Origin of the sequence: Mesorhizobium sp. BAC0120, assembly GCF_033542235.1 — a bacterium.
Lineage (GTDB): Bacteria > Pseudomonadota > Alphaproteobacteria > Rhizobiales > Rhizobiaceae > JAWRCU01.
Window position 1 is genome coordinate 52,039 of the sequence record NZ_JAWRCU010000012.1, and the last position, 24,962, is coordinate 77,000.

A 24,962-nucleotide genomic window follows, 5' to 3' on the forward strand; every position below is an offset into this window, starting at 1 on the left:
CGACGGTTATCCGGCGTGCACGGAGTCTACTCTGTAGATTGCGGGTGAAACATTTTTGGCAATCGTTGCGGCTTGCCTCGCGCGCGACTGCGCTTCGGGATTCTTCAGGACGCGATCTATATCTTCCTTGGACTTCCATTGTGCGTAGTTCACGACGCGGGTGCCATCCAAGCTGCTGTGAATGCTGACGGACACGAAGCCCGGCTGATGCCGGAACAGCTCATCGGTTGCCTCCGACAAGAGTCTGGCGAGCTCGGCCTGTTTTGCTGGTTCGACCTCGAAAACGTTAATGAGTGTGGCCACGCCGCTTTGGGTGTCGATCGTGGGGTTGTTCTTGCCGGTCATCCGATGTCTCCTTTCTGAGCCGCATCTGGAGGACAAGACAAGGCAGGCGCGCCGATTGTGACATCCGGCGTTGTTTTTCCGTGCAATTGTCCGATGCGCGAAGACTCACTTGGCATGCCGTTTGACGTGATCGATGAAGGCGCGCAGTTTGGCCAAGACCTGACGCCTGCCGGGGTAGTAGAGAAAAACTCCTGGCGATGTGACGGCAAACGGGTTCAGCAGCGCCTGCAATCGGCCATCGGCAATGGGCCCTTCGGCGATCGGACCGGGCACCTGTGCAAAACCGACACCGCGGATCGCGGCGCCGAGGAGGGTGGGATAGTCGTGTGCGATCAGCGGTCCCGACACGATTGCCTCGACCGCCCTGTTGCCCTCGACAAAGCGCCATGGCGCGATCGAACCGTTCGACCGGCGCAAACGCAGGCAGGCGTGCCCACGCAGATCATCGATGCGCTCCGGCTTTGTCCGTCCGCGCAAATAATCAGGGCTGCCAACGACCACCAGCGGGAACGGCGGGGCCAGTCGTACCGTGATCATGTCGGCGGCGATGATCTCGCCGAGCCGGATGCCGGCATCAAACCCTTCGGCCGGGAGGTCGGCCAGCTGCCCGCTTGCGATGATCTCTACCTCTATCTCGGGATAGGCTTGGCAGAAGGATGCGATCAACGGCTCCAGCAGGATCGGCACCACCGCAGGCGGGACGGAGAGGCGCAGCAGCCCCGTCGGCCGCTGTCCGAGTTCACGCGCGACCTCGCTGGCTGCGACGAGCTCCTCGAAGGCGGGCTTTGCGCGGGAAAGAAATCGTTTGCCCGCTTCGGTCAGGCCGACACTGCGCGTCGTGCGCATGAACAGCGCTGCTCCGACGCGCGCCTCGAGTGCCCGAACCGCCTGACTGATCGCCGATGGAGTGACCCCGAGTTCCGCCGCCGCCTTGCGAAAACTTCGGTGCTGAGCAACGCTCAGGAACGCCTCCACGCCGTCGAGTGCGCCCAGCCTGACTGTGAAGTTTTGCTTCATAGCCCGTCGATATTATCGCTAATAGTCCTTTGCCGGAAGCAGTCGTACATCTTGCCTGCAAATCGGCATTTGCTTGAAGCCTTGGAGGACCCTTGAAATGTCCGACGCATTTGATGGCGTACGCGACCACTATCGAGCGACCGGCCTGACCGAGCGGCTAAAGGCCGTGCTCACCGCCCTCGGACCCGAGGATCAGCGGCTCACTCCCCGGCAACTGAGTACCCTCGACCAGTTTCACACCCGCGGGCTCTCCGCCACCGCCGAGCTTGCCAAGCTGGCTGGCATCATCGCAGACATGTCGGTTCTGGATGTCGGATCGGGGGTCGGCGGGCCGGCGCGCTTTCTGGCTGCGACTTATGGCTGCCGTGTTGCTGGCGTCGATCTGAGCGAGCCATTCGTGGATGCGGCGCGCTATCTGACCGGTCGAACGGGACAGGGCGGGCAGGTCTCGTTTGAAATCGCCAGCGCGCTGGAGCTTCCATTCGAGGATGGCCATTTCGACGTCGTGTTGCTTCAGCATGTGGCCATGAACATTTCCGACCGGGCGCGGCTCTATCGCGAGATCCGACGCGTGCTGAAGTCGGGCGGCAAGTTTGCGACCTTCGATGTTGTATTGAACGGCGGTGAGCCGCACTATCCCGTCCCGTGGGCGAGAACGCCTGCAACGAGCTTTCTCCTGACAGCCGTCGCGACGCGCGAAGCGGTCGAGCCCGCCGGTTTCCGCACCCTTGCATGGCAAGACGACACCGAGGCCGCCAAGGCCTGGATTGCCCAGCTGCGCGCGTCTGGCCCGCCGCCTTCGCCTAATCTCGGCGTGGTGATGGGGCAGGACTTCGCCGAGCTTGCCGCGAATTTGCGGCGAAATCTGGTGGAGGGTCGGCTCGGCATTCTGACCGCCGTGTTCGAGGCCATATCGGTCGACAGCTGACAGGAGCCCAAAATGTCACCGGCAAGCGTCTTCCAGCTGCATCTCGTGCTAGGCTACGTCCCGTGGCTGCTTTGCTTCGCGGCATATTTCTGGCCCAGGCTCAAGGCGATGGACCCGCTCAAGGCGCAACGCGCCATCGCCACCCTCCACAGCTTCCGCTTCTTCGGACTGGTCTTCATCGTCCCGGGCGTGGTTGGCCTCAATCTGCCGGCCGGTTTCGCTACTTTCGCCGCCTATGGAGACTTCGCAACCAGTCTGCTGGCGATGGCGGCGCTTCTGACGGTAAGGATGCGTTCGTTATTCTGGCCGTTTGTCGTTGCCTTCAATCTGGTAGGAACAATCGACATCACGGTTGACTATTATCACGGTATCCAGGTCGGCCTTCCCGACCTGGCAGGAGAGTTGGGCGCCACCTATGCGATCCCGATCATCTACGTGCCCATACTGATGATCACGCACGTGGCCGCCTTCTACTTGCTGTCGCGTCCTCAGCTTCAGGCGGCTCGCACTCTCGCAAGCGATGCGGTCGCCGATTAGATCAGCGTCTACCACGATCACGTCTTTTGCTGCTGCGGCGGTCTGAACCACACCTGATCGCTCAACGGGACGGCGAAAAGTCTTCGCGCACCGGATCGTGATAACGTCGCACATAATATCTGCTAATCTTCAGGGCTGGATTGATCTGCCGACGTGGCAAGCATGTTCAGCCAAATTCTCAATCCCACCGGGAATATGTTCTTCACCTGGCTGGTGGCCCTGGTCCCGGTTGCGGCGTTGCTTTTCATGCTTGCCGTGCTTCGTTGGTCGGCCTGGGTTGCGACCCTCATCGGCTCGTTTGCGCTTGCAGTTTGGGTCTGGGGCATGCCGCTTGGCGACGGCACGCTCGCCTATCTCTACGGATCAGCGACGGGTATCTGGAATGTCAACTGGATCACATTCTGGGGCGTGATGCTTTTCAATACGCTGGTTGTCACCGGCGCATTCGAAAAGCTGCGACGATGGCCGATCGCCCAGGCAACGCAGAATATCAGGGTACAGACCATCCTCTTTGCCTGGGCCTTCGGTGCGCTCCTGGAAGGTCTTGTCGGCTTCGGTTTCCCATGGGCGTTCGTCGCGCCTATCCTGATCGCGCTTGGAATTCCGGACCTCGATGCAATCCGGGTTGCCGCAATCGCCAACAACGCGCCGGTATCCTACGGCGCGCTCGCCAGCCTGTGAGCCGTTTCGGCGCGCAGCCGACGCGGCATGGCGACTCGCGCTGAGGGATCACATATCTTTGAAATCATGAAGATTTCCCCCCTGGTGGGCGATTTGCTCCTGTAGATTGCATCCGCGGAAGAAGAACGGTCGTGAACGACAGCACAAGCGAGCTGCAGGTCGACGTCAAGGCCAAGCCGGCATCAGGCCGCCCGATAAAGCGTGTCTTGGCCGGCGTAGTGGTGGTTGGCATCCTCGCAGCGGGCACAGCCTACTGGCTCCTCACCTGGAACGAGGAGACGACGGACGATGCCTTCGTAGCGGCCAATGTGGTCCAGATCGCGCCACGTGTTGCAGGGACCGTCAGCGCGATCCACATCGATGACAACCAGAAGGTCGCCTCTGGCGATCTCCTGATCGAGATCGATCCCCGCGACTATCAAGCCGCCGTCAGCCAAGCCCAAGGCGCGCTGAACGCGGCCAAGGCGAATGAAGAGGTCGCGCGCCGCGACCTGGAGCTCACCCGGAAGACGACGGCAGCCCAGCTTGATCAGGCAAACGCGGCGATTGCCCTGAGCAATGCCACTATCAAGCAGGCTCAAAGCAAGATTGGCGCAGACCAAGCGCAGGCCGACTACCAGCAGGTCGAAGTTTCTCGCTATGGCAAGCTTGCCGCGGCCACCTTCGCCACGCAGGAACAACTCGATCAGGCAACAGAGGCGCTGAAGAGCGCAGAGGCGAACCTTAGAGCCGATCAACAGGCTGTCGAAGTCGCCCAAGCGCAACTCCTTCAAGCCAGAGCTCAACTCGCTACGGCCGAGACGGCTTCCGAGCAGGTTGCCGAAAAGCAGGCTCTGCTCGACGCGACCATAGCCAACGCCGCCTCCGCCGAGGCGAACCTGCATACGGCTGAGATCAATCTATCCTATACGAAGATCCACGCCCCGAGCGATGGATGGATCACAAACCGGTCGGTCAATCCCGGCGACGTCGTGACAGTCGGCCAGACGCTTACCTCATTTGTGATGAGCCACCCCTGGGTGGTGGCGAACTTCAAGGAGACGCAACTCGCCCGCATGCGGTCGGGTCAGAGGGTCGACATAAGGGTGGATGCCTACCCCGGAAAGGTGTTCCACGGCCATGTCGACAGCATCCAGCGCGGCAGCGGTGCTTCCTTCTCCCTCCTGCCGCCGGAGAACGCCACCGGCAACTTTGTGAAGGTCGTGCAGCGCGTGCCTGTGAAGATCATCATCGACGACCCTCTCGATCCAACGATGGTTTTCGGGCGGGGACTGTCGGTCGAGCCGACCGTGTATGTCGCTGATCCTCCCCGCATTGACCACACGAAGGCGCAGCCATGAGCATGTCCGCGACCGCCGGCAGCTCACCAGCCGCCCGCGCGGCGTCGCTTACCCTCGCGCCGATCGTCGCGCTTGCTGCCTTCATGGAGGTTCTCGACCTCTCGATTGCCAATGTCGCCTTGCAGCACATCGCCGGTGAGCTTGGGGCGAGCCCGGATGAGGCGACTTGGATTCTCACCTCTTATCTCGCCACCAATGCCATCGTGTTGCCGATCAGTGGCTGGCTGGCAACCGTGCTCGGCCGCAAGCGCTATTATATCGGCTGCATCGCCGGCTTCGGCGCGAGTTCGCTCCTGTGCGGCATCGCGCCGACGCTTGCGATGCTCGTGGCTTCCAGAGCCCTGCAGGGGTTGATCGGCGGAGGGCTTCAGCCTGTCTCCCAGGCTATTCTCGCCGACAGCTTTCCGCCGGCGCAGCGCGGGATGGCCTTTGCGTTCTACGGCATGGCGGTTGTCGTCGCACCGGCCGTCGGGCCGACGATAGGCGGCTGGATCACGGACAATATCGACTGGCGCTGGGTGTTCCTGATCAACGTGCCGATCAGCATTGCCCTGTCCTTGCTTGTCGGGCGGCTGATCGAAGATCCGCCGCACCTCGTCGCGGAGAGGTTGCGGATGCGAAACGGAGGCGTGAGGGTCGACTATATCGGCTTTGCACTGCTCGCACTCGGTTTCGGATGCCTTCAGGTGGTTCTCGACCGAGGGCAGCAGGACGACTGGTTCGCTTCGCACCTCATCTCTTTCATGGCCCTGTTTTCCGTCGCCGGTCTCGTCTCCTTCGTCGTCTGGGAGCTGCGGATCGGCCACCCGATCGTAGACCTCAGGCTGCTTGGCAATCGCAACTTCGCGGTGGCGAACACCCTCATGTTCATGCTGGGCTTCGTACTGCTTGGCAGCACGGCACTTCTGCCGCAGTTCACGCAGGAGCTTTTAGGCTACACCGCGATGGAAGCCGGCCTCGTCATCTCGCCGGGTGGCTTCGCGCTCATTCTCATCATGCCGCTTGTCGGACGGCTGAGCGGCATGGTTGACGCGCGTCTGATGATCGGCTTCGGCCTCGTGGTCGCAGCCTGGGCGCTTTATCGCATGTCGAGTTTCGATCTCGACGTCGATTACTGGTCGATTGCCGACGCTCGGCTCATCCAGTCGATTGGACTAGGCTTCCTCTTCATTCCGATATCGACCCTGGCCTATGTCGATCTCCCGCCGGAGAAGAGCAATAGTGCTTCCGCCCTCATCAACGTATCGCGCAACATCGGAGGAAGTGTCGGGATTTCCTTTCTGACGACAATGCTGCAGCGCAGCCAGCAAGCGCATCAGACGACGCTTGTCGCTCATGTGACACCGGGCAATCCCGCCTACCGGCAGATGATCGCCGGATTGCAGCAGCATTTCATGGCGGCGGGTTCGAGCGGACCTCATGCCCTGCAACTGGCGCAGGCTGAAATCGCCAACATGATCGCCCGGCAGGCACTGGTCCTCTCCTTCCTTGACAACTTTCTGCTGCTTGCCGTGGTCTTCGCGGCGCTCGTCCCGTTTGTCTTTCTGATGCGCTCGGGGGGCGCCGGCCCGCGGTCGCCGATGCACTGAGCGGCTACTTGTAGACGGCGTGCGGCGATGCGGCCTTTTTGCCTCTTCGCACCTGCACAAAATTGTGCCAAACGCCGCCTGGGTTGGCGGATACCGCAAGGGAAGGAAGCGCCATTGAGCGCAACTGGTGACACAAGGACGATTACTCCGCCGGATGTGGTCGCCCGCAAGGGCGGCACGCCGCTGGTATGCCTTACCGCCTATACCACGCCGCAGGCGAAGCTCGTCGACAGGCATTGCGACATCGTCCTGGTCGGCGACAGCGTCGGCATGGTGCTGCACGGCCTGCCCTCCACCCTTGGCGTTACTCTCGACATGATGGTCATGCACGGCAAGGCGGTGCGACGCGGGCTCGAGCGGGCACTGATGGTTGTCGACATGCCGTTCGGCTCGTACGAGGAGGATCCGGAGCAGGCCTTTCGCAATGCCGCGCGCCTGATGGCCGAGACGGGTTGCGCCGCCGTGAAGCTTGAGGGCGGCCAGACCATGGCCGCCACGATTCGCTTCCTTGCCCTTCGCGGCATCCCGGTCATGGCGCATATCGGCCTCACGCCGCAGGCGGTGAATACCTTCGGCGGCTATCCCGTGCAGGGGCGGGGAAAGGACGCCGACAGGATCAGGCGCGATGCAGCGGCGGTCGCGGAGGCGGGCGCCTTCTCTGTCGTGCTGGAGAAAGTGCCGGCTCAGCTCGCGCGGCGGATTACGGCTGACGTCGCCATCCCGAGCATCGGCATCGGTGCGTCGCCTGCCTGCGACGGCCAGATCCTGGTGATCGATGACATGCTCGGGCTCTTCACATCGTTCAAGCCGAAGTTCGTCAAACGTTACGCCGAACTCGGCGATCTGGCAGAGGCCGCCATTGCGGCCTATGCGCAGGAGGTTCGCGACCGGCGCTTCCCGGGCGCCGAGCACGTCTTTGCCGAAACGCGCGGGGCCGTCGATCGCGGCGGCGCCAATGCCGGAGAAGCGCCGTGAGCGTACCGATCATCAGGAGCGTCGGCGAGCTTCGGGCGACCGTCGCAGATTGGCGCCGCGAGGGTGCGAAGATAGCCGTGGTGCCGACAATGGGCGCCCTGCACGAGGGGCACCTCAGCCTGGTGCGCGCCGCGCTGGAGCAGGCGGGGCGTGTGATCGTCACGCTGTTCGTCAATCCGAAGCAGTTCAACAGCGCTGCCGATCTTGCCGCTTACCCACGCACGGAAGAAGCCGACGCGGCAAAGCTCGCGCCGCTCGGGGCGCATCTCCTCTACGCGCCGAACATCGGGGAGATGTACCCGGACGGTTTCGCCACCACGGTTACGGTGAGCGGCGTCAGCGAGGGCCTATGCGGGGCTTACCGCCCCGGTCATTTCGAGGGAGTGGCGACAGTGGTTGCCAAGCTGTTTCTGCAGACCGCGGCTGACCTCGCCTTCTTCGGCGAGAAGGACTTCCAGCAGCTGCACGTGGTGCGCCGCATGGCGCGTGACCTGGATATTCCGATCAGCGTCATCGGTTGTCCTACTGTGCGCGAGCCCGACGGTCTGGCCCTCTCCTCGCGGAACGTCCGCCTCTCGCCCGCCGAGCGGCAGGTCGCGCCGAAGCTTGCCTCAGTCCTGTTCGACGCGGCTGCACGCATCGCGGGTGGAGCGCCTGTTGACGAGACGCTCGCCAAGGCGCGCTCGGAGATTGTTTCGGCCGGCTACGCCCAAGTCGAGTATCTCGAGCTGCGCGGCGATGAGGATCTGAGCCGCATGTCTAGGCTGGACAGGCCTGCCCGCCTGCTGGCCGCCGCCTGGCTCGGCGAGACGCGGCTGATCGACAACATCAAGGTGCCGGTTGGATAAGGGTTCCCGGGCAGTTTCGTCCGCACCCGATTTGGCCTGCTACGACTTCACTCCAGTTCCTAGCTACATACCCAGACCCTTCTCCAACGCCAGCCATGGTGGGTCGCCACCTGACGGGACTGCCAGCAGGAACCGTAGGGCGCGTAGTAGTAGGAGTAGTCGGGGTAATAGTCTGGGTAGTAGGAAGGATAGTAGTAAGGGAACGCGTAGGGGGCGAAGCCGAGGAAAAAGAAGCTGTCCCCGAAGTTGCCGTCATTATGGAAGCCGTGGCCATGGAAGCCGTGATCATGGAAGCCGTGATCATGGAAGTGACCCCGAAAGCCGGGGCGGAAAAATGCGCCGTGGACCGGTCCGTGAAAGCTGCCGTGGAAGCCGTCGTGCATCCAAGGGCCTCCGCCGTGGAAGCTGTCGTGCATCCAAGGGCCTTCGCCGTGGAAGCCGCCGTGCATAAAGGGACCTCCGCTATGGAAGCCGCCGCCGTGGACCCACGGGACACCGCCGAAGCCGCCGCCGTGCATCCCAGGGCCACCACCACCGAAGCCGCCACCGTGCATTGCCGCGATGCCCGGGCTGGCACCGCTACCAAAGGCGATGGAGGCCACAAGTGCGATAAGAGCTTTGCGCAACATCTCAGTCACTCCTCGATGTTGATTCTGACGAGAGGCAGTTGTCGGTGACTGACTTCGCTTGGCGAGCTGCAACTCTAACGTTTGTTGCACGCCCGCGGTCCGGGCGATTCCTCACCTTTTAGCTGGATTCGAATATCTCTTATTTATATCAAAATTTTGAGAGATGCAGTACTAAACTTATCAAGTTTTCGTGCGTGGCGTTTGACTATTCGCGGAATTGTTACGAAACATCGCTTATATTTGATAGTTCTCAGAGCCGCGCGAGCTACCTATTGCATATTGCCCGGGATCTGCCGGCGACGGGCCTCCCATCGCGACACGACGGAACCAGACGGACAGCTTGTCGGGGGCGTCAGTCGCCCTGCTGGATTTAGGAGAAGCAAAATGCGCCTGATCATCGTCAATGCAGCGCTTGCCGCACTTCTCATCTCCACACCCTCGGCTCTCGCACGACATTCGCACGGAGAGCACGAGCTGCAGACGCGTGGGAACCACTCCGGAATGCATACCGGGGAGATGCATGCGAACCTCTCCGGACAGCATGTCGGCGAGATGCATGCGAACCACTCCGGACGGCATGCACGAAACGTAAGACGCTTCGACGACAATCCGGAGACGAGATCCGGCGGCGACCAGTCTAACATCATTCCGCCGCTATGCTTCTATCGGGGAGTCTGGTGCAATCCATTGGGGTATTAGGAGGCAATGGAAAGGTGAGATACGTCAGGGGAGGGGGATACCTTCTATTCCGTGAACGTCTTAGAGTTTCTCTGTCTTCCCCGGTCTCGTAATAGTTGAACTACGGTCCCCCCGCTGTGCGTCTATGGGGTGTCGGATGCAGTCCGTTAAGCCATTAGAGGCAATAACAGCGGGGCTGCGACACCTTCTAAATCGTGAACGCCTTCAAGACTGACGCCATTTCCGGCGGCTCCCGTGGCCCCCTTTGATGCCCAGCCCCGAAAGGCCCCGCCGATGCTCGCCCCATCGACGGCAGCCAATCGCTTTTCACAATGTGTACCCGAACTCAGGCTGCTGGCATAAGATCATCCACAGTCGCCCTGCCGCCGTCCGGATTGCGCAGGTAGACGCCCCGCTCGAGCTGCTGCCGCCGCAGTTCATGAGTGTCGATGTCGGCTGGCGCACGGTTGCCCCGCACCGAGATCTTGGCGGCCCGTCCGGCTGCCTCGCCCATCGCCATGCAGGTTGCCATCACGCGGATCGCGCCCATGGCCTCGTGGGTGGCGGAGATGCTCCTGCCCGCGACAAGCAGGTTGGAGATCTTGTTCGGAACCAGCGAGCGATAGGGGATGTCGTAACAGTCGCCGCACCAGATCAGCGTGCAGCCGTCATCGGCCGGCCGGTGGATGTCGATCGGATAGCTCGCAACGGCGATCGCATCCTCGAAGTGCCGGCAGGCGAGCACATCCTCTTGCGTCATGACATAGCGGCCGATGATGCGCCTGGTTTCGCGGATGCCGAGGAACGGCGCCGTCTTGGTGAAGTAGGCGTTTTCGAAGCCCGGCACGTAGTTGATGAGATAAGTGACGATGTCGTCGATCTGTGCGCGGCCCTCGATCTCGCCTTTGGTCAGGCTTCGGGCGTCGGTGCCGTCGGTGCCCTTCACGCGGGTCATGTTGATCCAGACCTCGCCCTTCTTCAGGCCTGTGATGATGATCGTACGCTCGTTCGGGATCTGGAGGCCGCGCTCCTGCTTGGCTTTTGCCATCAACTCGCGCAGGCCGACGACGATGAACTGGTGGTTCTGGCCGAAATATTCGGCCGGGATGAAGTCGGTCAGGTAAGTGCGCGCCTGGGGCGGGGCGTTGGCGATGCTCATGCGCAACTTGTCGGTATCGACCCCGCCGAGGCAGAACATCAGCGTGGGCGGCTGCATGCCGCCATCGGCATTGCCTTTCTCGCAGGGAACGCCCGCGCTGTAAGCAACGTCGGCGTCGCCGGTGCAGTCGATCACCACCTTGGCCAGGGTAGCCGTGCGGCCGCTCTTGCTCTCGGTGATGACGCCGCGGATCGTGTCGCCGTCCATCACGACGCCGGCGAAGAAAGTGTAGAAGAGGACGTCGACGCCGGCTTCCGTCAGCATTTCGAGCGCAACGGTCTTCACGGCCTCGGGCTCGACCAGCGTGATGCCCATGTGAAGTGGGCACGGCCGGTGCTCGCTGGCACCGTCACGCTCCTTGCGCAGCCGATCGATGAACTTCTGAGGCAGCCCGTCGATGATCTGGTTGCCCTTCTGGCCGAGGAACCCGAGCACCGGCAGGCCGATGGTCATGTTGCCGCCGACGAAGCTGCGACTTTCGATCAGGCCGACGCGCAGGCCGTCTTCCGAAGCGGCCAGCGCTGCCGTCAGGCCGGAGGGGCCGCCGCCCACGACCAGGACATCGTATTCGGCGGCCACCGGGATGCTTCGCGCCGGTTCTTCGATATGGCGGATTGCGGTTCTGGACATTTATCGTTCCTCGTTTGTGTCCACGGCGGTTGTTGGCCACGGACCTATCCTTGCTTCGAGCATGATCCCGAAAAGTTGCAGACTTTTCGGACAAGATCATGCTGCAGTATTGAAGGGCTAGAGCAGGGTGAATGACTGCAATTCATCCTGCTCTGGTGGCACCGCCCGGACCGGCATGGTCCGGACGATGGATTGACTGTGGCTTCATGCCGTATCATCGACCGCCGGCTTCAGGCCGGCATCATTGGCTTGACCCGCTCGATGATGGAGGCGACCGCATCCTTGACCGGCTTGCGACCGAGCACGGCAAGCTGCACTTCTTCGAGCATGGTCGCCTGGGCGCGTGCAGCCTCCGGGAAGGGCGGGAAGGCAGCGCGCGCATTGGCGAGCACCTTCGCCTCGACCTTGGCCAGCGGGTTCTTTTCGATCAGCGCCGGGTCGGCATAGCTGGAGACCCGTACCGAACCATTCCCATTGAGGGCCATGCCGAGCGTGACGCGCTTGCTCGAGACCTCCTTGATGAACGACCACGCCAGATTCTTGTCCTTGGCGTTGCGTGGGATGACCATGCCCCATGCCTCCACCACCGAGGACATCGGCTTGCTGCCGGCAATGCTCGACGATCCGGGAAACTCGATCCCCTTAATCTTGCCAGGGAACTTGCTCTGCTCGGGATTGTTGAGCTGCGCGGAGCGGGCGAAAGGCAGGACGGTGAAGGCAGCGCGGCCCTGCTGAATCCAGGTCACCTGATCGTCGTTCTTGGTGGTGGCGTAGCTGCGCGGGAGCGCGCCGGCTTCGAACATGCCGCGCAGAACCTCGACACCCTGCTCCAGCGCGGCCGGATCGGGAACGAGCTTGAAGTCTCGGGTGATGAAGTCGCCGCCGAAGGCGCGCGCGAACATCACCGGAAACACGGCCAGATCGCTCGCCAGGATCATGCCGGTCACGGGTGTGCCCGACTTCGAGGTGAAGGTGAGTTTCTTGGCCTGCTCGACCAACTCCTCCAGGGTGGTCGGCGGAGCGGAGATTCCCGCCTCCTCCAGCAGCGCCTCGTTATAGAACAGGCCCTGGGTGGCGTGGCGCACCGGAATGCCGATCAGCTTGCCGTCGACCGTCATGCCCTCGACGAGGCCCGGCGCGATGTCACCGAAATCCTCGATCGCATTCCTGTCGAGGTAGTCCTTTAGCGGGTCGAAAAGCGATGCGATCTCGGAGGTCGGCCGGTTGTCGACGATATAGCCGACGCCGTAGTCAGTCTCCGTCAGCCCCGCCTCGCGGAAGAGCCTGTCCTGGAGCGGATTGGAATCGAATGTCGTGAAGGAGACATCGGCGTCGTTGGCGCCCTTCCAGTCCTTCAGCAAGTCGCCGTCGCCGCTGCCCAGCACCGTCTGATGCACCTTGTGGCTGAGCACGTTGAGGGTTTTGGCGGCAGCGAGGGCCGGACTGGCGGCCAGGGCGGCAGCCCCGGCGATGGCCGTGCCGAGGAAACTTCGCCGCGTGAGTTCAAATGTGAGCTTGTCTTTCATGGGTACCCTCCCTTGCAGACGGTGATTGATTATCCCTTGGTGGCGCCGGCCGTCAGTCCGGCGACGAGATAGCGGTTCATGAGGCTGACGAAGATGAGGATGGGGGCGAGCTGCACGGACGAGGCGGCGAAGAGAATGCCCCAGTCCACGCCATCGATGGAACCGATCATCTCCGAGATCACCAGCGGGGCAGTCTTCGCCCTCGTGGCGGTGAAGATGAAGGCGAAAAGGAACTCGTTCCACGCGAAGACGACGACGAAGATGGCGACCGCGAGGATGCCGGGCGCGGCCAGCGGGACCACCACCTTGCGCAGGGTCGTCAGCCGGCTGGCACCGTCGATCTCAGCCGCCTCGTCGAGCTCTCGTGGAATCTGGTCGATGAAGGTGCGCATCAGGATGGTGCCGAGCGACACGAAGAAGGTCGCGTAGAGCACCATCAGCACGACATGTGTGTCGTTGAGGTTCAGCATGTTGATCAGCGGGAACAGCGGCAGCGTGACCACGATCGGCGGAATGAGCCTGACGACGATGAGGAACAGAACGCTCGCGTCTAGAAAGCGGCTGGAATTGCGCGAGTACACATAGCCCGCACAGGTGCTGGTGATCACAGCCAGCGCCGTGGCGCCCGCCGTGATGATCGTGCTGTTTGCCAATCCGTCGAAGAAGGCGGACCAGCGGGTCCACAACGCGACGTAGTGCTCGAAGGTCGGCGTGAAGATGTAGTGCGGCGGAACCGCGAAGATCTCTTGTCCCGGCTTCAGCGACGACATTGCGATGAAGGCGATCGGAAACAGAGACCAGATGAGCAACGCCGCGACGGCAACGGTCTTACCCGCCCCGACGGCGAGACGTCTGGCGGAACGTCTAGTGCGCATTGGCGCTCACCTGTTTGCGGAGAATGAATACGTAGCCGGCGGCGAGCAGCAGCGCGACGATCACCATGATCCAGGCCGTCGCGGCGGCGGTGCCGAACGCGTTGTAGCTGAAGGCTTCCTGGTAAAGGTAGACGGCCACGACCTCGGTCATGCGGGCCGGCCCGCCATTCGTCAGCAGCCACACCTCCGAGAACATGCGAAATGCGAATATGTAGCGGAAGAGCAGCGCCACCGCGATCGCGGGGCCGAGCAGGGGCAGTGTCACGCGGCGGAAGGCCTGTAGTGGCGTCGCTCCGTCGATGCGTGCCGCCTCGTAGAGTTCGTTGGGAATCGCCAGCCGTGCCGCATAGAGGATGATGAAGGTGAAGGGCAGGTGCATCCAGATCGTCAGCAGCGCGATCAGGATCATTGCGTGGCTGGGCTCGAATGACCAGTCGAGGATCGGCAGGCCCAGCGCTTGCAGCATCAGCGTAATGGGGCCCGCGTCAGGATCGAACAGGAAGCGCCACATGACGACGGCTGTCACCTCGCTGACCGCATAGGGCGCCATCACCGCGACCAGCAGCAGGCGGCGGAACGGCAGGCCGCTCGCAAAGAGCAGCGCCAGCAGCAGTGCCAGCGCGAGCTCGACGTGCACCGCCACGACGACGAGCACGACCGTATTCCACAGCGCCGAATGGAAGGCGGGGTCGGTCAGCACATGGACGTAATTTTCCAGTCCGACGAAGGTCGGCGCCTGTCCGAAGGTAGACTGTGTGAGGCTGAGCCAGATGACGTAGATCGAGGGGAGGACGATGACGCTCAGGATCAGCACGTGAACCGGAGCAAGCAGCGGCATCAGATGGACGGCACTTCTGGTACGCAAACGGTCCTCCCTGAACCCTTCCTGCGCGATCTCTGCGTATTCGGGTTGCGGTCAGTGGACCGCCTTCTGTCCCGCCTCGGGCAAATCGTCCTGCGATGGAGAGGGCACGACCGCAGCTGGCTGGTTCTCCAGGCCCGCCAGGCTGCGTACCGAATCCCTTACCTGCAGCGAGATGTTGAGTTCGATCTGATGCGGTGGCGACTGGTCGCCGGACATGCGGGCCCTGAGCCGATCCCAGACCACACGTGCCATCTCGTCGAGAGGCTGCCTTATGGCCGTCAGCGCAGTCTTGCGTGCGCTCATCCAGGCATAGTCGTCAAAACCGATGATAGAGACCTGTTCAGGCACGTCGATGCGTGTCGCGGCCAGCGCGGAAAGCACGCCGAGCGTCGTCACGTTGGTGAGCGCCAGAACCGCAGTCGGCCTGGAGTGCCGCGCCAGCCATTGCTGGAAAATCTCGGCTCCGCGCTCGCCGTTCGAGCCCAGTTCGACGACGACCGGCGGCACTCCGATCGAGCTCAGCATGAAGGTTTCGGCTCCCCGCACGCGCTCTCTGATCGGGGCGAAGGACAGGTGCGAGGCAGCGATGACCACGTCGCGATGCCCGAGCGCCACGAGGTGGCGCGCGGCGATCTCACCTGCCTCGAAATTGTCGATCGCCACCGTATCGACAAACGAACCCTCCCTTTCAACGCGGTCGGCCAGCACCATGGGAAGGCGATGCGCCTCATCGGCGAGCAGCTGAGGCACCGTGTCCGAGCAGGGAACGGCAACCAGACCGGACGGTCGCCAGCCCAGAAGCGCGGCCAGCCGCGACTTTTCCACCTCCACATCGTCGCGCGAGCTTGCAACGATCACGTCGTAGCCGTCCTTGCCCGCCATCACCTCGAGCCTCGACACGAGCGAGGTGAAGAATGCGTCGTCGAGATCCGGAACCAGCATGCCGACCACCTTGGCCTGGCCGGAACGAAGCTGCGAGGCGGCACGGTCGACCTGGTACGAGAGCTCGCGCGCGGCGCGCTCGACGCGCTCGCGGAGCTCGGCATTGACCGGTTTGGAGCCGCTGAAAACGTTCGAAACGGTCGCGATCGATACGCCCGCGAGCGTAGCAACATCCCTGATTGTCGGCCGCCGAGGCGCCATCGATCGCCCTGTTAAACGTTTAACTGCTAAACGTTTAACCCGAACAATTTCGAATGGCAAGGGCGTCCTGCTAGTGCCCGTTGATGACCTCGAGGAACGCCTTCCCATAGCGCGCGAGCTTGGCCTCGCCGACGCCTGTGATGCCAGCAAGTTCTGCCGGGGAACGCGGACAGCGTGCGGCCATTTCGGCAAGCGTCCTGTCGTGGAAAATCACGTAGGGCGGCACGCCCTGCATCCTCGCCAGTTCCAGGCGCCTGGCGCGCAGCTTCTCGAAAAGAGCCTGGTCGGCGGAGGGTAAAGCGCCTCTTGCCTCGCGACCAGCGGACCTCCGTTCCGACTTCGCCCTCTTCGGGATGCGCAAGTTCAAGGCGGGCTTCTCACGCAGGAACTCCCGGCCTTTGTCGGAGATGGACATGCCCCCGTGGCCCGCCACATCGACCTCGATCAGTCCAAGCGCGACGAGCTGGCGGACAATCGAGCGCCACGCGTTTCGGTTGTGCTCCTTGCCGATGTCGAAAGTGGAGAGCTTGTCATGGCCGAGCTGCCGGATGCGCTCGTCGCTCTCGCCTAGGAGCACAGAGATGACGTGCGCCTGGCCGAAACGCTCGCCGGTGCGGTAGATGCAGGAGAGAAGCTTCTGGACGGCAATGGAGCCGTCGAACGTCTCCGGCGGGTCGAGGCAGACGTCGCAATTGCCGCAAGGCTGACAGTCGTCGCCGAAATAGCGCAGCAGCACCTGCCGGCGGCACTGGCAGGATTCCGCAAAACCGAGCAGCGCGTCGAGCTTGCGGTGCTCCATCCGCTTGCGCGCGTCGGGCGCCTCTGACTCCTCGATGAAGCGGCGGCGCAGCGCAATGTCCTCGGCGCCGTAGATCATGAGCGCTTCGGCCGGCAGGCCGTCGCGACCGGCGCGGCCGGTCTCCTGATAGTAGGCTTCGATGCTGGCCGGCATATCCACATGCACGACAAAGCGCACGTCGGGCTTGTCGATGCCCATGCCGAAGGCGATCGTGGCCACCATGATCAGGCCCTGCTCGAGCTGGAAGCGGCGCTGGTTTTCCTCCCGCGCCTTCATCTCCATGCCCGCATGATAGGAGAGCGCGGTGAAGCCGTGGTTGTTGAGGGTAGCGGCGACCTCCTCCGTCTTTCGCTTGGAGAGACAATAGACGATGCCGCTCTCGCCCCTCCGGGGCTCGAGGAAGCGCAGCATCTGCTGCGTCGTACCTGCCTTACCGGCAGCGCCATAGCGGATATTGGGTCGGTCGAACCCGGCGACGAAGCTGTTTTGACCGCCGATCCTGAGATGATCGACGATCTCGGCCCGCGTCGGCGTGTCGGCCGTGGCGGTGAGGGCAATGCGCGGCAGCTCGGGGAAGATATCCGCAAGGCAATCGAGGGCACGGTATTCGGGCCGGAAATCATGGCCCCACTGCGAAAGGCAATGGGCCTCATCGATGGCGATGAGGGAGAGGCGCGCGGATTTCAGCCGGTCGAGGGTGTCGGGCTTCAAAAGCGTTTCCGGGGCCATGTAGAGGAGGTCCAACTCACCGCGTCCGACATCGCGCCAGAGAAGATCCTTTTCAGTGCCCCAGAGCCGGGAATTGAGTGCTGCCGCCTTCACGCCGGCCTGTTTGAGTCCCGCCACCTGGTCTTCCATCAGCGCAATGAGGGGCGAGACGACCAGGCCGATGCCCGGACGGACCAGTGCCGGGATCTGGTAGCAGAGCGACTTGCCTCCGCCCGTCGGCATCAGGACGAAGGCATGGTTCCCCGCGATCACATGCTCGATGACCTCGCGTTGCCGACCGCGAAAGCTGTCATAACCATAAACATTCCTGAGGATGGAGAGCGGATCGGCCGGCACGGAAAGAATCGAACTTGGAAAGTTGGCCTTGTTGAATAGCGAATTTCTTCTGCGGGCGCAGCATCGGACAGGCCTGCCCGCACGTCAGCCGTCCTCTTGCGCCTCTTTGAGAGCTTGCGCCTCGACCAGGAGACCCTGGCGCTCGTACCGCTTGCGCGCGCGGCTGAACCGCACGACGACGGCGTGCCGTGTGCTCTTTGCTTTCGCCTTGCGCGTCAGATTGGCGTCCCCTCGTGGCAAGTACTCGAGGTCGTCGAGACCGACACAGCTCAGGCAGGCAGGTCCGCCTTCCTCCATCATCAGCAGGTCCCCGGTCTTGCCGCAGCGATGACACTTCCAGTCGTGCTTGAGCGGCGACACGACCACGAGTTCGGGCGGATGGCTTGCCTTCTCGATGAGTGCCGCACGTTTTTTTTCGCTGAGCGCAGGCGATATGAAATGGGTGCAATAGTCTTTTTCGAGGTCGGCGTTGCCGCTCTTGCCGAAGCGCAAGTGAGGCCGCTCCGGCGTGCGAGCGACATAGACGGCCACGCTGGGCTGTAGCCCCCTTTGGTTCGCCCAGGCGCGAAGCATCTCCAGCGCCTCTAGTATGCGCGAGGGTTTGACATTCATGACTTGCTCCAGGCACGGAACGCGTCCTTGCCGCCAGGCCCTCAGCATGCTCGGCGGCAGCCAGCGAACGCCGGTCAACACGTCAACGGGTGCCACATAACCGTTTTCCGCCAGCGCCTCCTCAGCCACCTTTATGACCCGGTCGTGAAGCTTGCTGCGGTTGTCGGAAGCCATGGCTACGCCTCATTTGACCAACGATGAGACTAGTCCTCGACGGGGACGGTGCCGATGTACATCGATACCCGAATTGATCGACAAGCACCAGCAGCCTCGGGAGCATGAGGGATCCGATGCCCTGACACAGACCAGACGAAGGCCGTTGTTAGATCTCGCTTGTGGTGACTGGTTTTAGGGTTATGTCTGGCGGCAGATTTTTGCGAATGGACCGGTACATAGATGAAAGCCAGCCGCCGAAAACCTGCAATCAAGCCGAACTCGGAACCTAAGCTCTCACGCACCCAGGCGCCCACAGACCTGTCGCCGGCGGATTGGCAGCGCGGTCTTCGGCGCCAGTTCGGCCGCGAGCAGGCGTTCGGGATCGAGAATCTGGGCAGCGAGCCGTTCTTCTCCGAGTTCCGGGTCAGCAATCCCCTATCGAAATCCAGCTACCGCGTGGTGATTCGGGGTCGCGGGCCCGGTGGCAATTTTTGTTCTTGCCCCGACTACTCCACGAGCGAGCTCGGCACTTGCAAGCACATCGAGTTCACGCTTGGCCGTCTGGAGAAGAAGCGCGGCGCGAAGACCGCGTTCGCGAGGGGCTACCAGCCGGCGTTTTCCGAGCTCTATTTGCGCACCGACGGCAAGCGCCGCGTGCACTTTCGGGCTGGATCGGATTGTCCGCCGGCAATGAAGGCGGCCGCCGACGGCCTGTTCGACGCCAAACGCAACGGCGTGCTGCCGGAGGAGCGCTTTGGCGCGCTGGAGCAATTCATGAGCCTGGCGGCAGGCTCCGGCCATGAGTTGCGGGCCTACGATGATGCTCTCGATTTCATCGCAAGCAAGCGGGACGCGGAACGGCGAGCCGCGAAGCTTGAGGAACTGTTCCCACGCGGTCCTGCCGACCCTGCGCTGCTGGGGCTTCTGAAGGTGCCGCTCTATCCCTATCAGGCCGAGGGCGCGCTGTTCGCGGTGCGCGCCGGCCGGGCGCTGATCGGCGACGATATGGGATTGGGCAAGACCATACAGGCCATCGCCGCGACAGAAATACTGGCGCGGCATTTCGGTGTCTCCAAAGTGCTGGTGGTTTGTCCTGCCTCGCTCAAATACCAGTGGCAAAGCGAGATTGCGCGTTTCGCGGGACGACACGGAGAGAATGCCGCACGCGTCATCAACGGCGGCAGGGCGCAGCGGCAGAAGGACTACGCCCTGGACGACTTCTTCAAGATCACGAACTACGAGAAGCTCTGGGCGGATCTCGACCTGATCGCCGCCTGGGCGCCCGAATTGGTGATTGTCGATGAAGCGCAACGGGTCAAGAACTGGAATACCATTGCGGCGCGTGCCCTGAAGCGCATCGACAGTTCTTACGCGATCGTGCTTAGCGGGACGCCTCTGGAAAACAAGCTGGAAGAACTGATCTCCATCGTGCAGTTTGTCGATCAGCACCGGCTGGGACCGACCTGGAAGCTGTTGCACGAGCACCAGGTCAAGGATGAAGCCGGACGCGTCACCGGCTACACCCGCTTGGACAAGATCGGCCAGACATTGGAGCCGATCATGATCCGTCGGCACAAATCCGAGGTGTTGCGGCAATTGCCAAGCCGGACCGACCAGAACCTGCTGGTGCCGATGACCGAGATGCAGATGCTCTACCACCAGGAAAACGCCGATGTGGTGGCGAGGATCGTCCAGCGCTGGCGCAAGACCAAGTTTCTTTCGGACAAGGATCAGCGACGGCTCACCAGCGCACTGCAGAATATGCGGATGTCGTGCAACAGCACCTATCTGCTGGACCAGGAAACCGACCACGGTGTGAAGGCCGACGAGTTGGCGGCACTTTTCGACGATTTGTTCGCCGAGCCTGAGGCCAAGGCAGTGGTGTTTTCACAATGGACGCGAACCCACGAGATCATCATTCGGCGCCTCGAAGCGCGCGGGTTGGGATATGTCAGCTTCCACGGCGGCGTGCCATCTGAGAGGCGGCCGGCGCTGGTCGAGCGGTTCCGTGACGACCCTGCCTGCCGCGTGTTCCTGTCCACCGATGCCGGCAGCACAGGCCTCAATCTGCAGCATGCGTCGACGCTGGTGAACATGGATCTTCCGTGGAACCCGGCAATTCTCGAGCAGCGCATCGCGCGCATTCATCGCATGGGGCAGGCGCAGCCGGTGCGGGTCATCAATTTCGTGGCAAAAGGCACGATCGAAGAGGGCATGCTTTCGGTACTGGCATTCAAGCGCTCCTTGTCGGCCGGAATTCTCGACGGCGCCAGCGGCGAGATTTCGCTCGGTGGATCGCGCCTCAACCGCTTCATGAAGGACGTGGAAAACGTCACCGGGAACATGGGTGAGGGCGAGGCCGTCACGCCGGCCGAGGAAGCGAAGAACATCGTCTCTGCCGATGACGCCGGGTCCGTGGAAGACGTAGATGCGGATGCAAGCCTTGGCGCTGGCGACACAGCCATCGCTGAAACTGAGGGAACCGGGCTATTGCCGCGCGATACGGGTTCCGACCCGTGGCAAGCCTTGGCTGAGGTCGGTCTACAGTTTGTTGCCGCCTTGGCGGCCGCCAACGATCCCAACGCGCCTGCGCATCCATGGATCGAGCGCGATCGATCTACCGGTAGGAAAAGCCTGAAAATGCCGCTGCCGCCGCCGGAAACTGCTCGACAACTTGCCAATGTGCTTTCTGCACTCGCCGACAGCCTTCGCGGCAAGGTCTAGTGATGTTTTGTGCAGCGATGCTTGTCGACCTGCTGAGGGGGCGGGTCGCCGGGCTCCACCCGGTGCACAGCCAGTAGGCGGAGGGCAGCCAGAGCGTTTTCACTCGTCGCTCTCCATGCCGGCCGAACCGTGGCAACTGCAGATTCGTTTGATCTGGCGCAAAGCAAGCCGGCTCAAGGCAGTGCATGTCTCGTGGAGCATTGAGGGCTAACCCATGAGACAGTCTTTTCAGGCACGAATCGTCGAAATCCTCTCTCGGTGCACGGACATGACCATCGCGACGGTGCGTCCGGATGGCGCCCCGCAAGCTACGGTCGTTTCCTTCGCCCATGACGGGCTGCTGATCTATTTCGGCTGCGCTGCGGATGCGCAGAAAGCGAAGAACCTCGCGCATGACCGGCGCGTCTCGATTACCATGACGGCCCCTTACAAAAGTTGGGCAGAGATTCAGGGCCTCTCGATGGCGGGCGAGGCGAGCGAGGTGATGACTGCGCATGAGGAGGCGGCAGTCGGGGAGCTGATGTTGAAGCGCTTTCCGCAGCTGTCCGAGATGCAGCCGCCCGACGCCAGCGCCCTCAAGCTGTTCCGGGTGCGGCCGTCGCTGGTCTCGATCCTGGATTATAGCCGAGGCTTCGGCCACACGGATCTCGTTGCGGTCAATGCCGACGATATCACGGCGAGCCGTGGAAGTCTGCACCATCCGGACTTGCTTGCAGTGGGAGCATGACGATGCAAATCCAGCACGCAGCTATCTGGCTCGATCACTGCGAGGCCAAGGTCTTTTACCTCAGTCGCGATGGCTACGACCTGGCGACGATCTCGACGGAGCTGCCTCACCATCAGACCCACAACAAGGCGGGAACGATCGAGGGAAAACGCGCCACACCCGACCAATCCTTCTATCGCGAGATCGTCGCGGCACTCGAGCCTGCAGCGGAATGGTTGATCACCGGACCAAGCTCTGCGCGCGACGAGCTGGCCAGCTTTGTTCGCACTCAGGAGCCGCGACTCGCCACCCGCATCATCGGCATCGAGCCCGTCGACCATCCTACGGATGGCGAGATTGTCGCTCACGCGCGCGCCTTCTTCAAAGGCGCGGACCGAATGCTTGGCGGAGAAGGTGTCCACCCGCGCTAGCGGAGACGTCGGCTTCACATCTTGGAGAAGACTCATTGAGAAAGGCCGCGAGCATCGCACGTATCATCTGACCAGGAGCGGATGTGGCGCCGCCGATGCTCCGCCTTGCAGCCGCGGCCTGGCAGCCCACAGCTGTTCCCAAAGGAGCCATTCATGACATCGATCGGAAGCTTGGCGCGTGTCGCCGCAGTGCTGGCCGCAATCTTGGGTCTGGGCCCAACCAGTGTGCTCGCGCAGGGGGGAAGCATCCAGTCACCTGCGCCGCAGGGGGACCAGTCACCTGCTCAAGAGGAGATGGATCAGCAGCTGCCTCAACAGGGGATGGAGATGATGGGTCGCGGGATGATGGGCGGCGGGATGATGCCTCCCGGCCGAATGGGCAGAATGCGGACGCATATGCCATCCCAGCACATGCTGAAGATCCTCTTCGCCATCGCCGATACGAATGGTGACGGATCCATCTCTTTCGACGAGATCTCTGCGATCCAAAAGCGCATTTTCGATCTGATCGACACGAACCACGACGGCAGGATCACGTTGGACGAGTTGAACGCCTTCCTGCAGGAGTAGCTGCATGAAATCCAGCCACGCCCCATCGATCGGATGGTAGCGCCGGCGTTGTGACCAGCGCGTCGAGGCTATTACGGAGGGAGACCGCGTCCTGCCGATTGCTGGATGATCTGCCTCTGGCCGGTCGCGCCCCGTAGCTGAAAGGAGACTTCCAGACCGCCTATATCCGATTGCGCAAAACTTGGTACCGCGTCGTGCGCTGCAAGGATTTCGGCGACGATGGCCAGGCCAAGCCCGGCGCCGCCGCCGCTTTCGTCAAGTCGCGCGCCGCGCGCGATGAGCCGGGAAATGGCCGCCGGATCGACTGCCGGACCGTCGTCGGCAACGGTGAATTGAATATTCTTGTCCTCGAGAAGCGCGCCTATGCGCACACGGCCGCGTGCCGCGCGCGCCGCATTCTCCATCAGATTGCCGAGGACGTCGTTGAGATCGTCGGAGTCGACGGCAGCTGCGAGTGCTGCATCGATTTCGATTTCCCAGCCGATCGCCTCGCCGGCGGGCGTGCGCGCCAGCGTTCGCGCTATGGCTTCAACAGTCTGGCGAACGGGTGTGCGCAGCGTCGTCGAGGAATAACGGCGACGCGAGCGCGCAAGCTCCCTGTCGACGATACGTTGCATCTGGCGGGCAACGGCTTCGATATCGTCGGCCACGTCGTTCTGGTGTGCGGCCCTCAGCCTGACCACATCGCCGGCAAGTGCAGTGAGCGGCGTCTTCAGGCCGTGAGCGATGTCGGCGGCATGGTGCCTGGCCTGGCTCAGCGCACTTTGTTGCGCCTCGAGCAGACTGTTCACCTCGGCCACCAGCGGCGCAATCTCGGCCGGTGCCGCGAGAGACAGGCGCTCGGCACGCCCCTCGCGCACGGCTGCTATGGCGGAGCGGATTCTGGCAAGGGGTTTCAGTCCTGCCCCCACTTGCAACCAGCCGGCGACGAGCAAGACCCCGGCAAGCAGGGCAAGGCCGGGCAGGAGATCGCGCCCGAACCCGGCCTCCAGAGCCTCTGTCTCGGCCTCGTTCACCGCGACGCTGATCCTGACGGGACGTTCGCCTGAAGGCGTCTCCAGCAGGATCAGCCGCTCGTGCAGGATGACGTTGCGCTTGTCCGGTGCTTTGGAGCGGTGGGTGTGGGTCTCGCCTGTCTGCAGCGCATCGTCAGGCAAGGCAAGCTGCGCATCCCACAGCGAGACGGATCTGAGCAGGGCACCGTTGCTCTCGTCCAGCACCTGCCAGTAGAGCCCGCCAAACGGCCTCATGAACCTGGCGTCGGCGGGCTCGCGCGCGATGGTCAAGCGGCCGTCAGCGCCGACGCGCAGATTGCCGGAAAGCGTATCGATATAGGTATCGAGCTCCTGCTCGATACGGCGTTCCACATGCCGTCCGAACAGGGTGACGATGCCGGCTCCGGCGATTGCCACTGCCACTGCTGTTCCGATCAGCGAAAAGAGCAGCAGCCGCAGCCGGATCGATTGCAGCAGCTTCATGGCTCGCAGATCGAATAGCCGAAGCCGCGGTGGGTCTCGATGACGTCGGCCCCCAGCTTGCGGCGGACGCGGCCGACCAGAACTTCGACCGCATTCGATTCGCGATCGTAGAGTTCGCCCTGAAGTTGCTCGGCGAGTTCCTGTTGCGGGACGATTCGACCGCGCTGGTGCATAAGGTATGAAATCAGTCGGTACTCCTGAGGGGAGAGGGCGAGCGGGACGCCATTCCTGGAGACGCGCATCAGGCGCGTATCGAGCGTAATGTTTCCTGTGCGAATGAGCGGATTTGCAAGGCCGCTGCGCCGGCGCAGAATTGCCCGCAGCCGCGCGAGCAGCTCTTCCATGGCGAATGGTTTCGGCAGATAGTCGTCGGCACCGGCGTCGATCCCCTCGACACGCTCGCTCCAGGTGCCGCGCGCGGTCAGTACAAGCACGGGAAAATCGCGGCCGCTCGCCCGCCAGCGTTTGAGTACCGACATCCCGTCCATCTGCGGCAGGCCGAGATCCAGGACGACGGCGGCGTAGTCTTCCGTGTCGCCCTTGAACCACGCTTGCTCGCCGTCTCGCACGCAATCGACCACATAATGATGGGCCTCGAGCGCTGCCGTAAGGTCGGCTCGTATGCGGGGATCGTCTTCCACCAGCAGAATGCGCAT

Annotated in this window: 24 protein-coding genes; 12 read left to right on the top strand and 12 right to left on the bottom strand. The window is 62.6% G+C overall.

What is annotated here, in order from left to right; all coding sequences use genetic code 11:
- Positions 1 to 6 precede the first annotated feature (6 nt).
- Both SAZ10_RS23690 and SAZ10_RS23695 read right to left on the bottom strand, forming a co-directional pair.
- Positions 7 to 345 carry an antibiotic biosynthesis monooxygenase family protein gene (locus SAZ10_RS23690; RefSeq protein ID WP_318611858.1) on the bottom strand — a complete coding sequence of 113 codons (339 nt, stop codon included), beginning with the start codon at positions 343 to 345 and terminating at the stop codon, positions 7 to 9.
- 105 nt (positions 346 to 450) lie between these two features.
- On the bottom strand, positions 451 to 1,362 hold the full coding sequence (locus tag SAZ10_RS23695; RefSeq protein ID WP_318611859.1) for a LysR family transcriptional regulator: 912 nt from the start codon (positions 1,360 to 1,362) through the stop codon (positions 451 to 453).
- 97 nt (positions 1,363 to 1,459) lie between these two features.
- Here SAZ10_RS23695 and SAZ10_RS23700 point away from each other — a divergent pair, with 97 nt between their 5' ends.
- The 7 genes from SAZ10_RS23700 to panC all read left to right on the top strand — a co-directional run bounded on the left by SAZ10_RS23700 (position 1,460) and on the right by panC (position 8,260).
- Positions 1,460 to 2,290: a class I SAM-dependent methyltransferase gene (locus SAZ10_RS23700; protein ID WP_318611860.1), complete on the top strand. Its 831-nt coding sequence runs from the start codon at positions 1,460 to 1,462 to the stop codon at positions 2,288 to 2,290.
- Between the two features lie 12 nt (positions 2,291 to 2,302).
- The gene (locus SAZ10_RS23705; RefSeq protein WP_318611861.1) at positions 2,303 to 2,827 is read left to right on the top strand and encodes a hypothetical protein; all 525 of its coding nucleotides are present in this window, start codon (positions 2,303 to 2,305) and stop codon (positions 2,825 to 2,827) included.
- A 162-nt stretch (positions 2,828 to 2,989) separates the two neighbouring features.
- On the top strand, positions 2,990 to 3,508 hold the full coding sequence (locus tag SAZ10_RS23710) for an L-lactate permease (RefSeq protein WP_318611862.1): 519 nt from the start codon (positions 2,990 to 2,992) through the stop codon (positions 3,506 to 3,508).
- Positions 3,509 to 3,639: 131 nt separating this feature from the next.
- On the top strand, positions 3,640 to 4,848 hold the full coding sequence (locus SAZ10_RS23715; RefSeq protein ID WP_318611863.1) for an HlyD family secretion protein: 1,209 nt from the start codon (positions 3,640 to 3,642) through the stop codon (positions 4,846 to 4,848).
- Positions 4,845 to 6,437, top strand: coding sequence for a DHA2 family efflux MFS transporter permease subunit (locus SAZ10_RS23720; protein WP_318611864.1), 1,593 nt, complete (start codon positions 4,845 to 4,847; stop codon positions 6,435 to 6,437). The genes SAZ10_RS23715 and SAZ10_RS23720 overlap by 4 nt, the downstream gene beginning before the upstream one ends.
- A 114-nt stretch (positions 6,438 to 6,551) precedes the next feature.
- The gene (gene panB / locus SAZ10_RS23725) at positions 6,552 to 7,412 is read left to right on the top strand and encodes a 3-methyl-2-oxobutanoate hydroxymethyltransferase (protein WP_318611865.1); all 861 of its coding nucleotides are present in this window, start codon (positions 6,552 to 6,554) and stop codon (positions 7,410 to 7,412) included.
- Positions 7,409 to 8,260 (top strand): pantoate--beta-alanine ligase, encoded by an 852-nt coding sequence (gene panC / locus SAZ10_RS23730; RefSeq protein WP_318611866.1) that lies wholly within the window; start codon positions 7,409 to 7,411, stop codon positions 8,258 to 8,260. Before panB ends, panC begins: the two co-directional genes overlap by 4 nt.
- Positions 8,261 to 8,319: 59 nt before the next feature.
- On the opposite strand, the gene SAZ10_RS23735 is transcribed toward panC, so the two are convergent.
- Positions 8,320 to 8,886, bottom strand: a complete 567-nt coding sequence (locus tag SAZ10_RS23735) for a hypothetical protein (protein ID WP_318611867.1) — start codon at positions 8,884 to 8,886, stop codon at positions 8,320 to 8,322.
- Between the two features lie 387 nt (positions 8,887 to 9,273).
- Here SAZ10_RS23735 and SAZ10_RS23740 point away from each other — a divergent pair, with 387 nt between their 5' ends.
- Positions 9,274 to 9,588, top strand: coding sequence for a hypothetical protein (locus tag SAZ10_RS23740; RefSeq protein WP_318611868.1), 315 nt, complete (start codon positions 9,274 to 9,276; stop codon positions 9,586 to 9,588).
- Between the two features lie 325 nt (positions 9,589 to 9,913).
- On the opposite strand, the gene SAZ10_RS23745 is transcribed toward SAZ10_RS23740, so the two are convergent.
- The 7 genes from SAZ10_RS23745 to SAZ10_RS23775 all read right to left on the bottom strand — a co-directional run bounded on the left by SAZ10_RS23745 (position 9,914) and on the right by SAZ10_RS23775 (position 18,415).
- Positions 9,914 to 11,356 carry an FAD-dependent oxidoreductase gene (locus tag SAZ10_RS23745; RefSeq protein ID WP_318611869.1) on the bottom strand — a complete coding sequence of 481 codons (1,443 nt, stop codon included), beginning with the start codon at positions 11,354 to 11,356 and terminating at the stop codon, positions 9,914 to 9,916.
- Positions 11,357 to 11,586: 230 nt separating this feature from the next.
- The gene (locus SAZ10_RS23750; protein ID WP_318611870.1) at positions 11,587 to 12,882 is read right to left on the bottom strand and encodes an ABC transporter substrate-binding protein; all 1,296 of its coding nucleotides are present in this window, start codon (positions 12,880 to 12,882) and stop codon (positions 11,587 to 11,589) included.
- A gap of 29 nt (positions 12,883 to 12,911) precedes the next feature.
- A complete protein-coding gene (locus SAZ10_RS23755; RefSeq protein WP_318611871.1) occupies positions 12,912 to 13,757 on the bottom strand; it encodes a carbohydrate ABC transporter permease in 846 nt (281 codons plus the stop codon).
- Positions 13,747 to 14,622: a sugar ABC transporter permease gene (locus tag SAZ10_RS23760; protein ID WP_318611872.1), complete on the bottom strand. Its 876-nt coding sequence runs from the start codon at positions 14,620 to 14,622 to the stop codon at positions 13,747 to 13,749. Before SAZ10_RS23760 ends, SAZ10_RS23755 begins: the two co-directional genes overlap by 11 nt.
- A gap of 51 nt (positions 14,623 to 14,673) precedes the next feature.
- Positions 14,674 to 15,765, bottom strand: coding sequence for a LacI family DNA-binding transcriptional regulator (locus SAZ10_RS23765; protein ID WP_318611873.1), 1,092 nt, complete (start codon positions 15,763 to 15,765; stop codon positions 14,674 to 14,676).
- A gap of 70 nt (positions 15,766 to 15,835) precedes the next feature.
- Positions 15,836 to 17,629, bottom strand: a complete 1,794-nt coding sequence (recQ, locus tag SAZ10_RS23770) for a DNA helicase RecQ (RefSeq protein WP_318611874.1) — start codon at positions 17,627 to 17,629, stop codon at positions 15,836 to 15,838.
- Between the two features lie 84 nt (positions 17,630 to 17,713).
- Positions 17,714 to 18,415, bottom strand: a complete 702-nt coding sequence (locus SAZ10_RS23775) for a hypothetical protein (protein WP_318611875.1) — start codon at positions 18,413 to 18,415, stop codon at positions 17,714 to 17,716.
- A gap of 222 nt (positions 18,416 to 18,637) precedes the next feature.
- On the opposite strand from SAZ10_RS23775, the gene SAZ10_RS23780 reads away from it, so the two are divergent.
- The 4 genes from SAZ10_RS23780 (at position 18,638) to SAZ10_RS23795 (ending at position 22,828) form a co-directional block, all read left to right on the top strand.
- Positions 18,638 to 21,121, top strand: a complete 2,484-nt coding sequence (locus SAZ10_RS23780) for a DEAD/DEAH box helicase (protein ID WP_318611876.1) — start codon at positions 18,638 to 18,640, stop codon at positions 21,119 to 21,121.
- A 214-nt stretch (positions 21,122 to 21,335) separates the two neighbouring features.
- Positions 21,336 to 21,848, top strand: coding sequence for a pyridoxamine 5'-phosphate oxidase family protein (locus tag SAZ10_RS23785; RefSeq protein ID WP_318611877.1), 513 nt, complete (start codon positions 21,336 to 21,338; stop codon positions 21,846 to 21,848).
- 2 nt (positions 21,849 to 21,850) lie between these two features.
- Positions 21,851 to 22,258: a translational machinery protein gene (locus SAZ10_RS23790; protein ID WP_318611878.1), complete on the top strand. Its 408-nt coding sequence runs from the start codon at positions 21,851 to 21,853 to the stop codon at positions 22,256 to 22,258.
- Between the two features lie 153 nt (positions 22,259 to 22,411).
- The gene (locus SAZ10_RS23795) at positions 22,412 to 22,828 is read left to right on the top strand and encodes an EF-hand domain-containing protein (RefSeq protein ID WP_318611879.1); all 417 of its coding nucleotides are present in this window, start codon (positions 22,412 to 22,414) and stop codon (positions 22,826 to 22,828) included.
- A gap of 71 nt (positions 22,829 to 22,899) precedes the next feature.
- Here SAZ10_RS23795 and SAZ10_RS23800 read toward each other — a convergent pair whose 3' ends face one another.
- On the bottom strand, positions 22,900 to 24,306 hold the full coding sequence (locus SAZ10_RS23800) for a HAMP domain-containing sensor histidine kinase (protein WP_318611880.1): 1,407 nt from the start codon (positions 24,304 to 24,306) through the stop codon (positions 22,900 to 22,902).
- On the bottom strand, positions 24,303 to 24,962 hold the full coding sequence (locus tag SAZ10_RS23805; protein WP_318611881.1) for a response regulator transcription factor: 660 nt from the start codon (positions 24,960 to 24,962) through the stop codon (positions 24,303 to 24,305). Before SAZ10_RS23805 ends, SAZ10_RS23800 begins: the two co-directional genes overlap by 4 nt.

Bases quoted from the DNA above. Each gene is read 5' to 3' on its own strand.
- SAZ10_RS23690 (WP_318611858.1), bottom strand. From the start codon at position 345: ATGACCGGCAAGAACAACCCCACGATCGACACCCAAAGCGGCGTGGCC.
- SAZ10_RS23695 (WP_318611859.1), bottom strand. From the start codon at position 1,362: ATGAAGCAAAACTTCACAGTCAGGCTGGGCGCACTCGACGGCGTGGAG.
- SAZ10_RS23700 (WP_318611860.1), top strand. From the start codon at position 1,460: ATGTCCGACGCATTTGATGGCGTACGCGACCACTATCGAGCGACCGGC.
- SAZ10_RS23705 (WP_318611861.1), top strand. From the start codon at position 2,303: ATGTCACCGGCAAGCGTCTTCCAGCTGCATCTCGTGCTAGGCTACGTC.
- SAZ10_RS23710 (WP_318611862.1), top strand. From the start codon at position 2,990: ATGTTCAGCCAAATTCTCAATCCCACCGGGAATATGTTCTTCACCTGG.
- SAZ10_RS23720 (WP_318611864.1), top strand. From the start codon at position 4,845: ATGAGCATGTCCGCGACCGCCGGCAGCTCACCAGCCGCCCGCGCGGCG.
- SAZ10_RS23740 (WP_318611868.1), top strand. From the start codon at position 9,274: ATGCGCCTGATCATCGTCAATGCAGCGCTTGCCGCACTTCTCATCTCC.
- SAZ10_RS23745 (WP_318611869.1), bottom strand. From the start codon at position 11,356: ATGTCCAGAACCGCAATCCGCCATATCGAAGAACCGGCGCGAAGCATC.
- SAZ10_RS23750 (WP_318611870.1), bottom strand. From the start codon at position 12,882: ATGAAAGACAAGCTCACATTTGAACTCACGCGGCGAAGTTTCCTCGGC.
- SAZ10_RS23755 (WP_318611871.1), bottom strand. From the start codon at position 13,757: ATGCGCACTAGACGTTCCGCCAGACGTCTCGCCGTCGGGGCGGGTAAG.
- SAZ10_RS23765 (WP_318611873.1), bottom strand. From the start codon at position 15,765: ATGGCGCCTCGGCGGCCGACAATCAGGGATGTTGCTACGCTCGCGGGC.
- SAZ10_RS23775 (WP_318611875.1), bottom strand. From the start codon at position 18,415: ATGGCTTCCGACAACCGCAGCAAGCTTCACGACCGGGTCATAAAGGTG.
- SAZ10_RS23780 (WP_318611876.1), top strand. From the start codon at position 18,638: ATGAAAGCCAGCCGCCGAAAACCTGCAATCAAGCCGAACTCGGAACCT.
- SAZ10_RS23785 (WP_318611877.1), top strand. From the start codon at position 21,336: ATGAGACAGTCTTTTCAGGCACGAATCGTCGAAATCCTCTCTCGGTGC.
- SAZ10_RS23790 (WP_318611878.1), top strand. From the start codon at position 21,851: ATGCAAATCCAGCACGCAGCTATCTGGCTCGATCACTGCGAGGCCAAG.
- SAZ10_RS23795 (WP_318611879.1), top strand. From the start codon at position 22,412: ATGACATCGATCGGAAGCTTGGCGCGTGTCGCCGCAGTGCTGGCCGCA.
- SAZ10_RS23800 (WP_318611880.1), bottom strand. From the start codon at position 24,306: ATGAAGCTGCTGCAATCGATCCGGCTGCGGCTGCTGCTCTTTTCGCTG.
- SAZ10_RS23805 (WP_318611881.1), bottom strand. From the start codon at position 24,962: ATGCGCATTCTGCTGGTGGAAGACGATCCCCGCATACGAGCCGACCTT.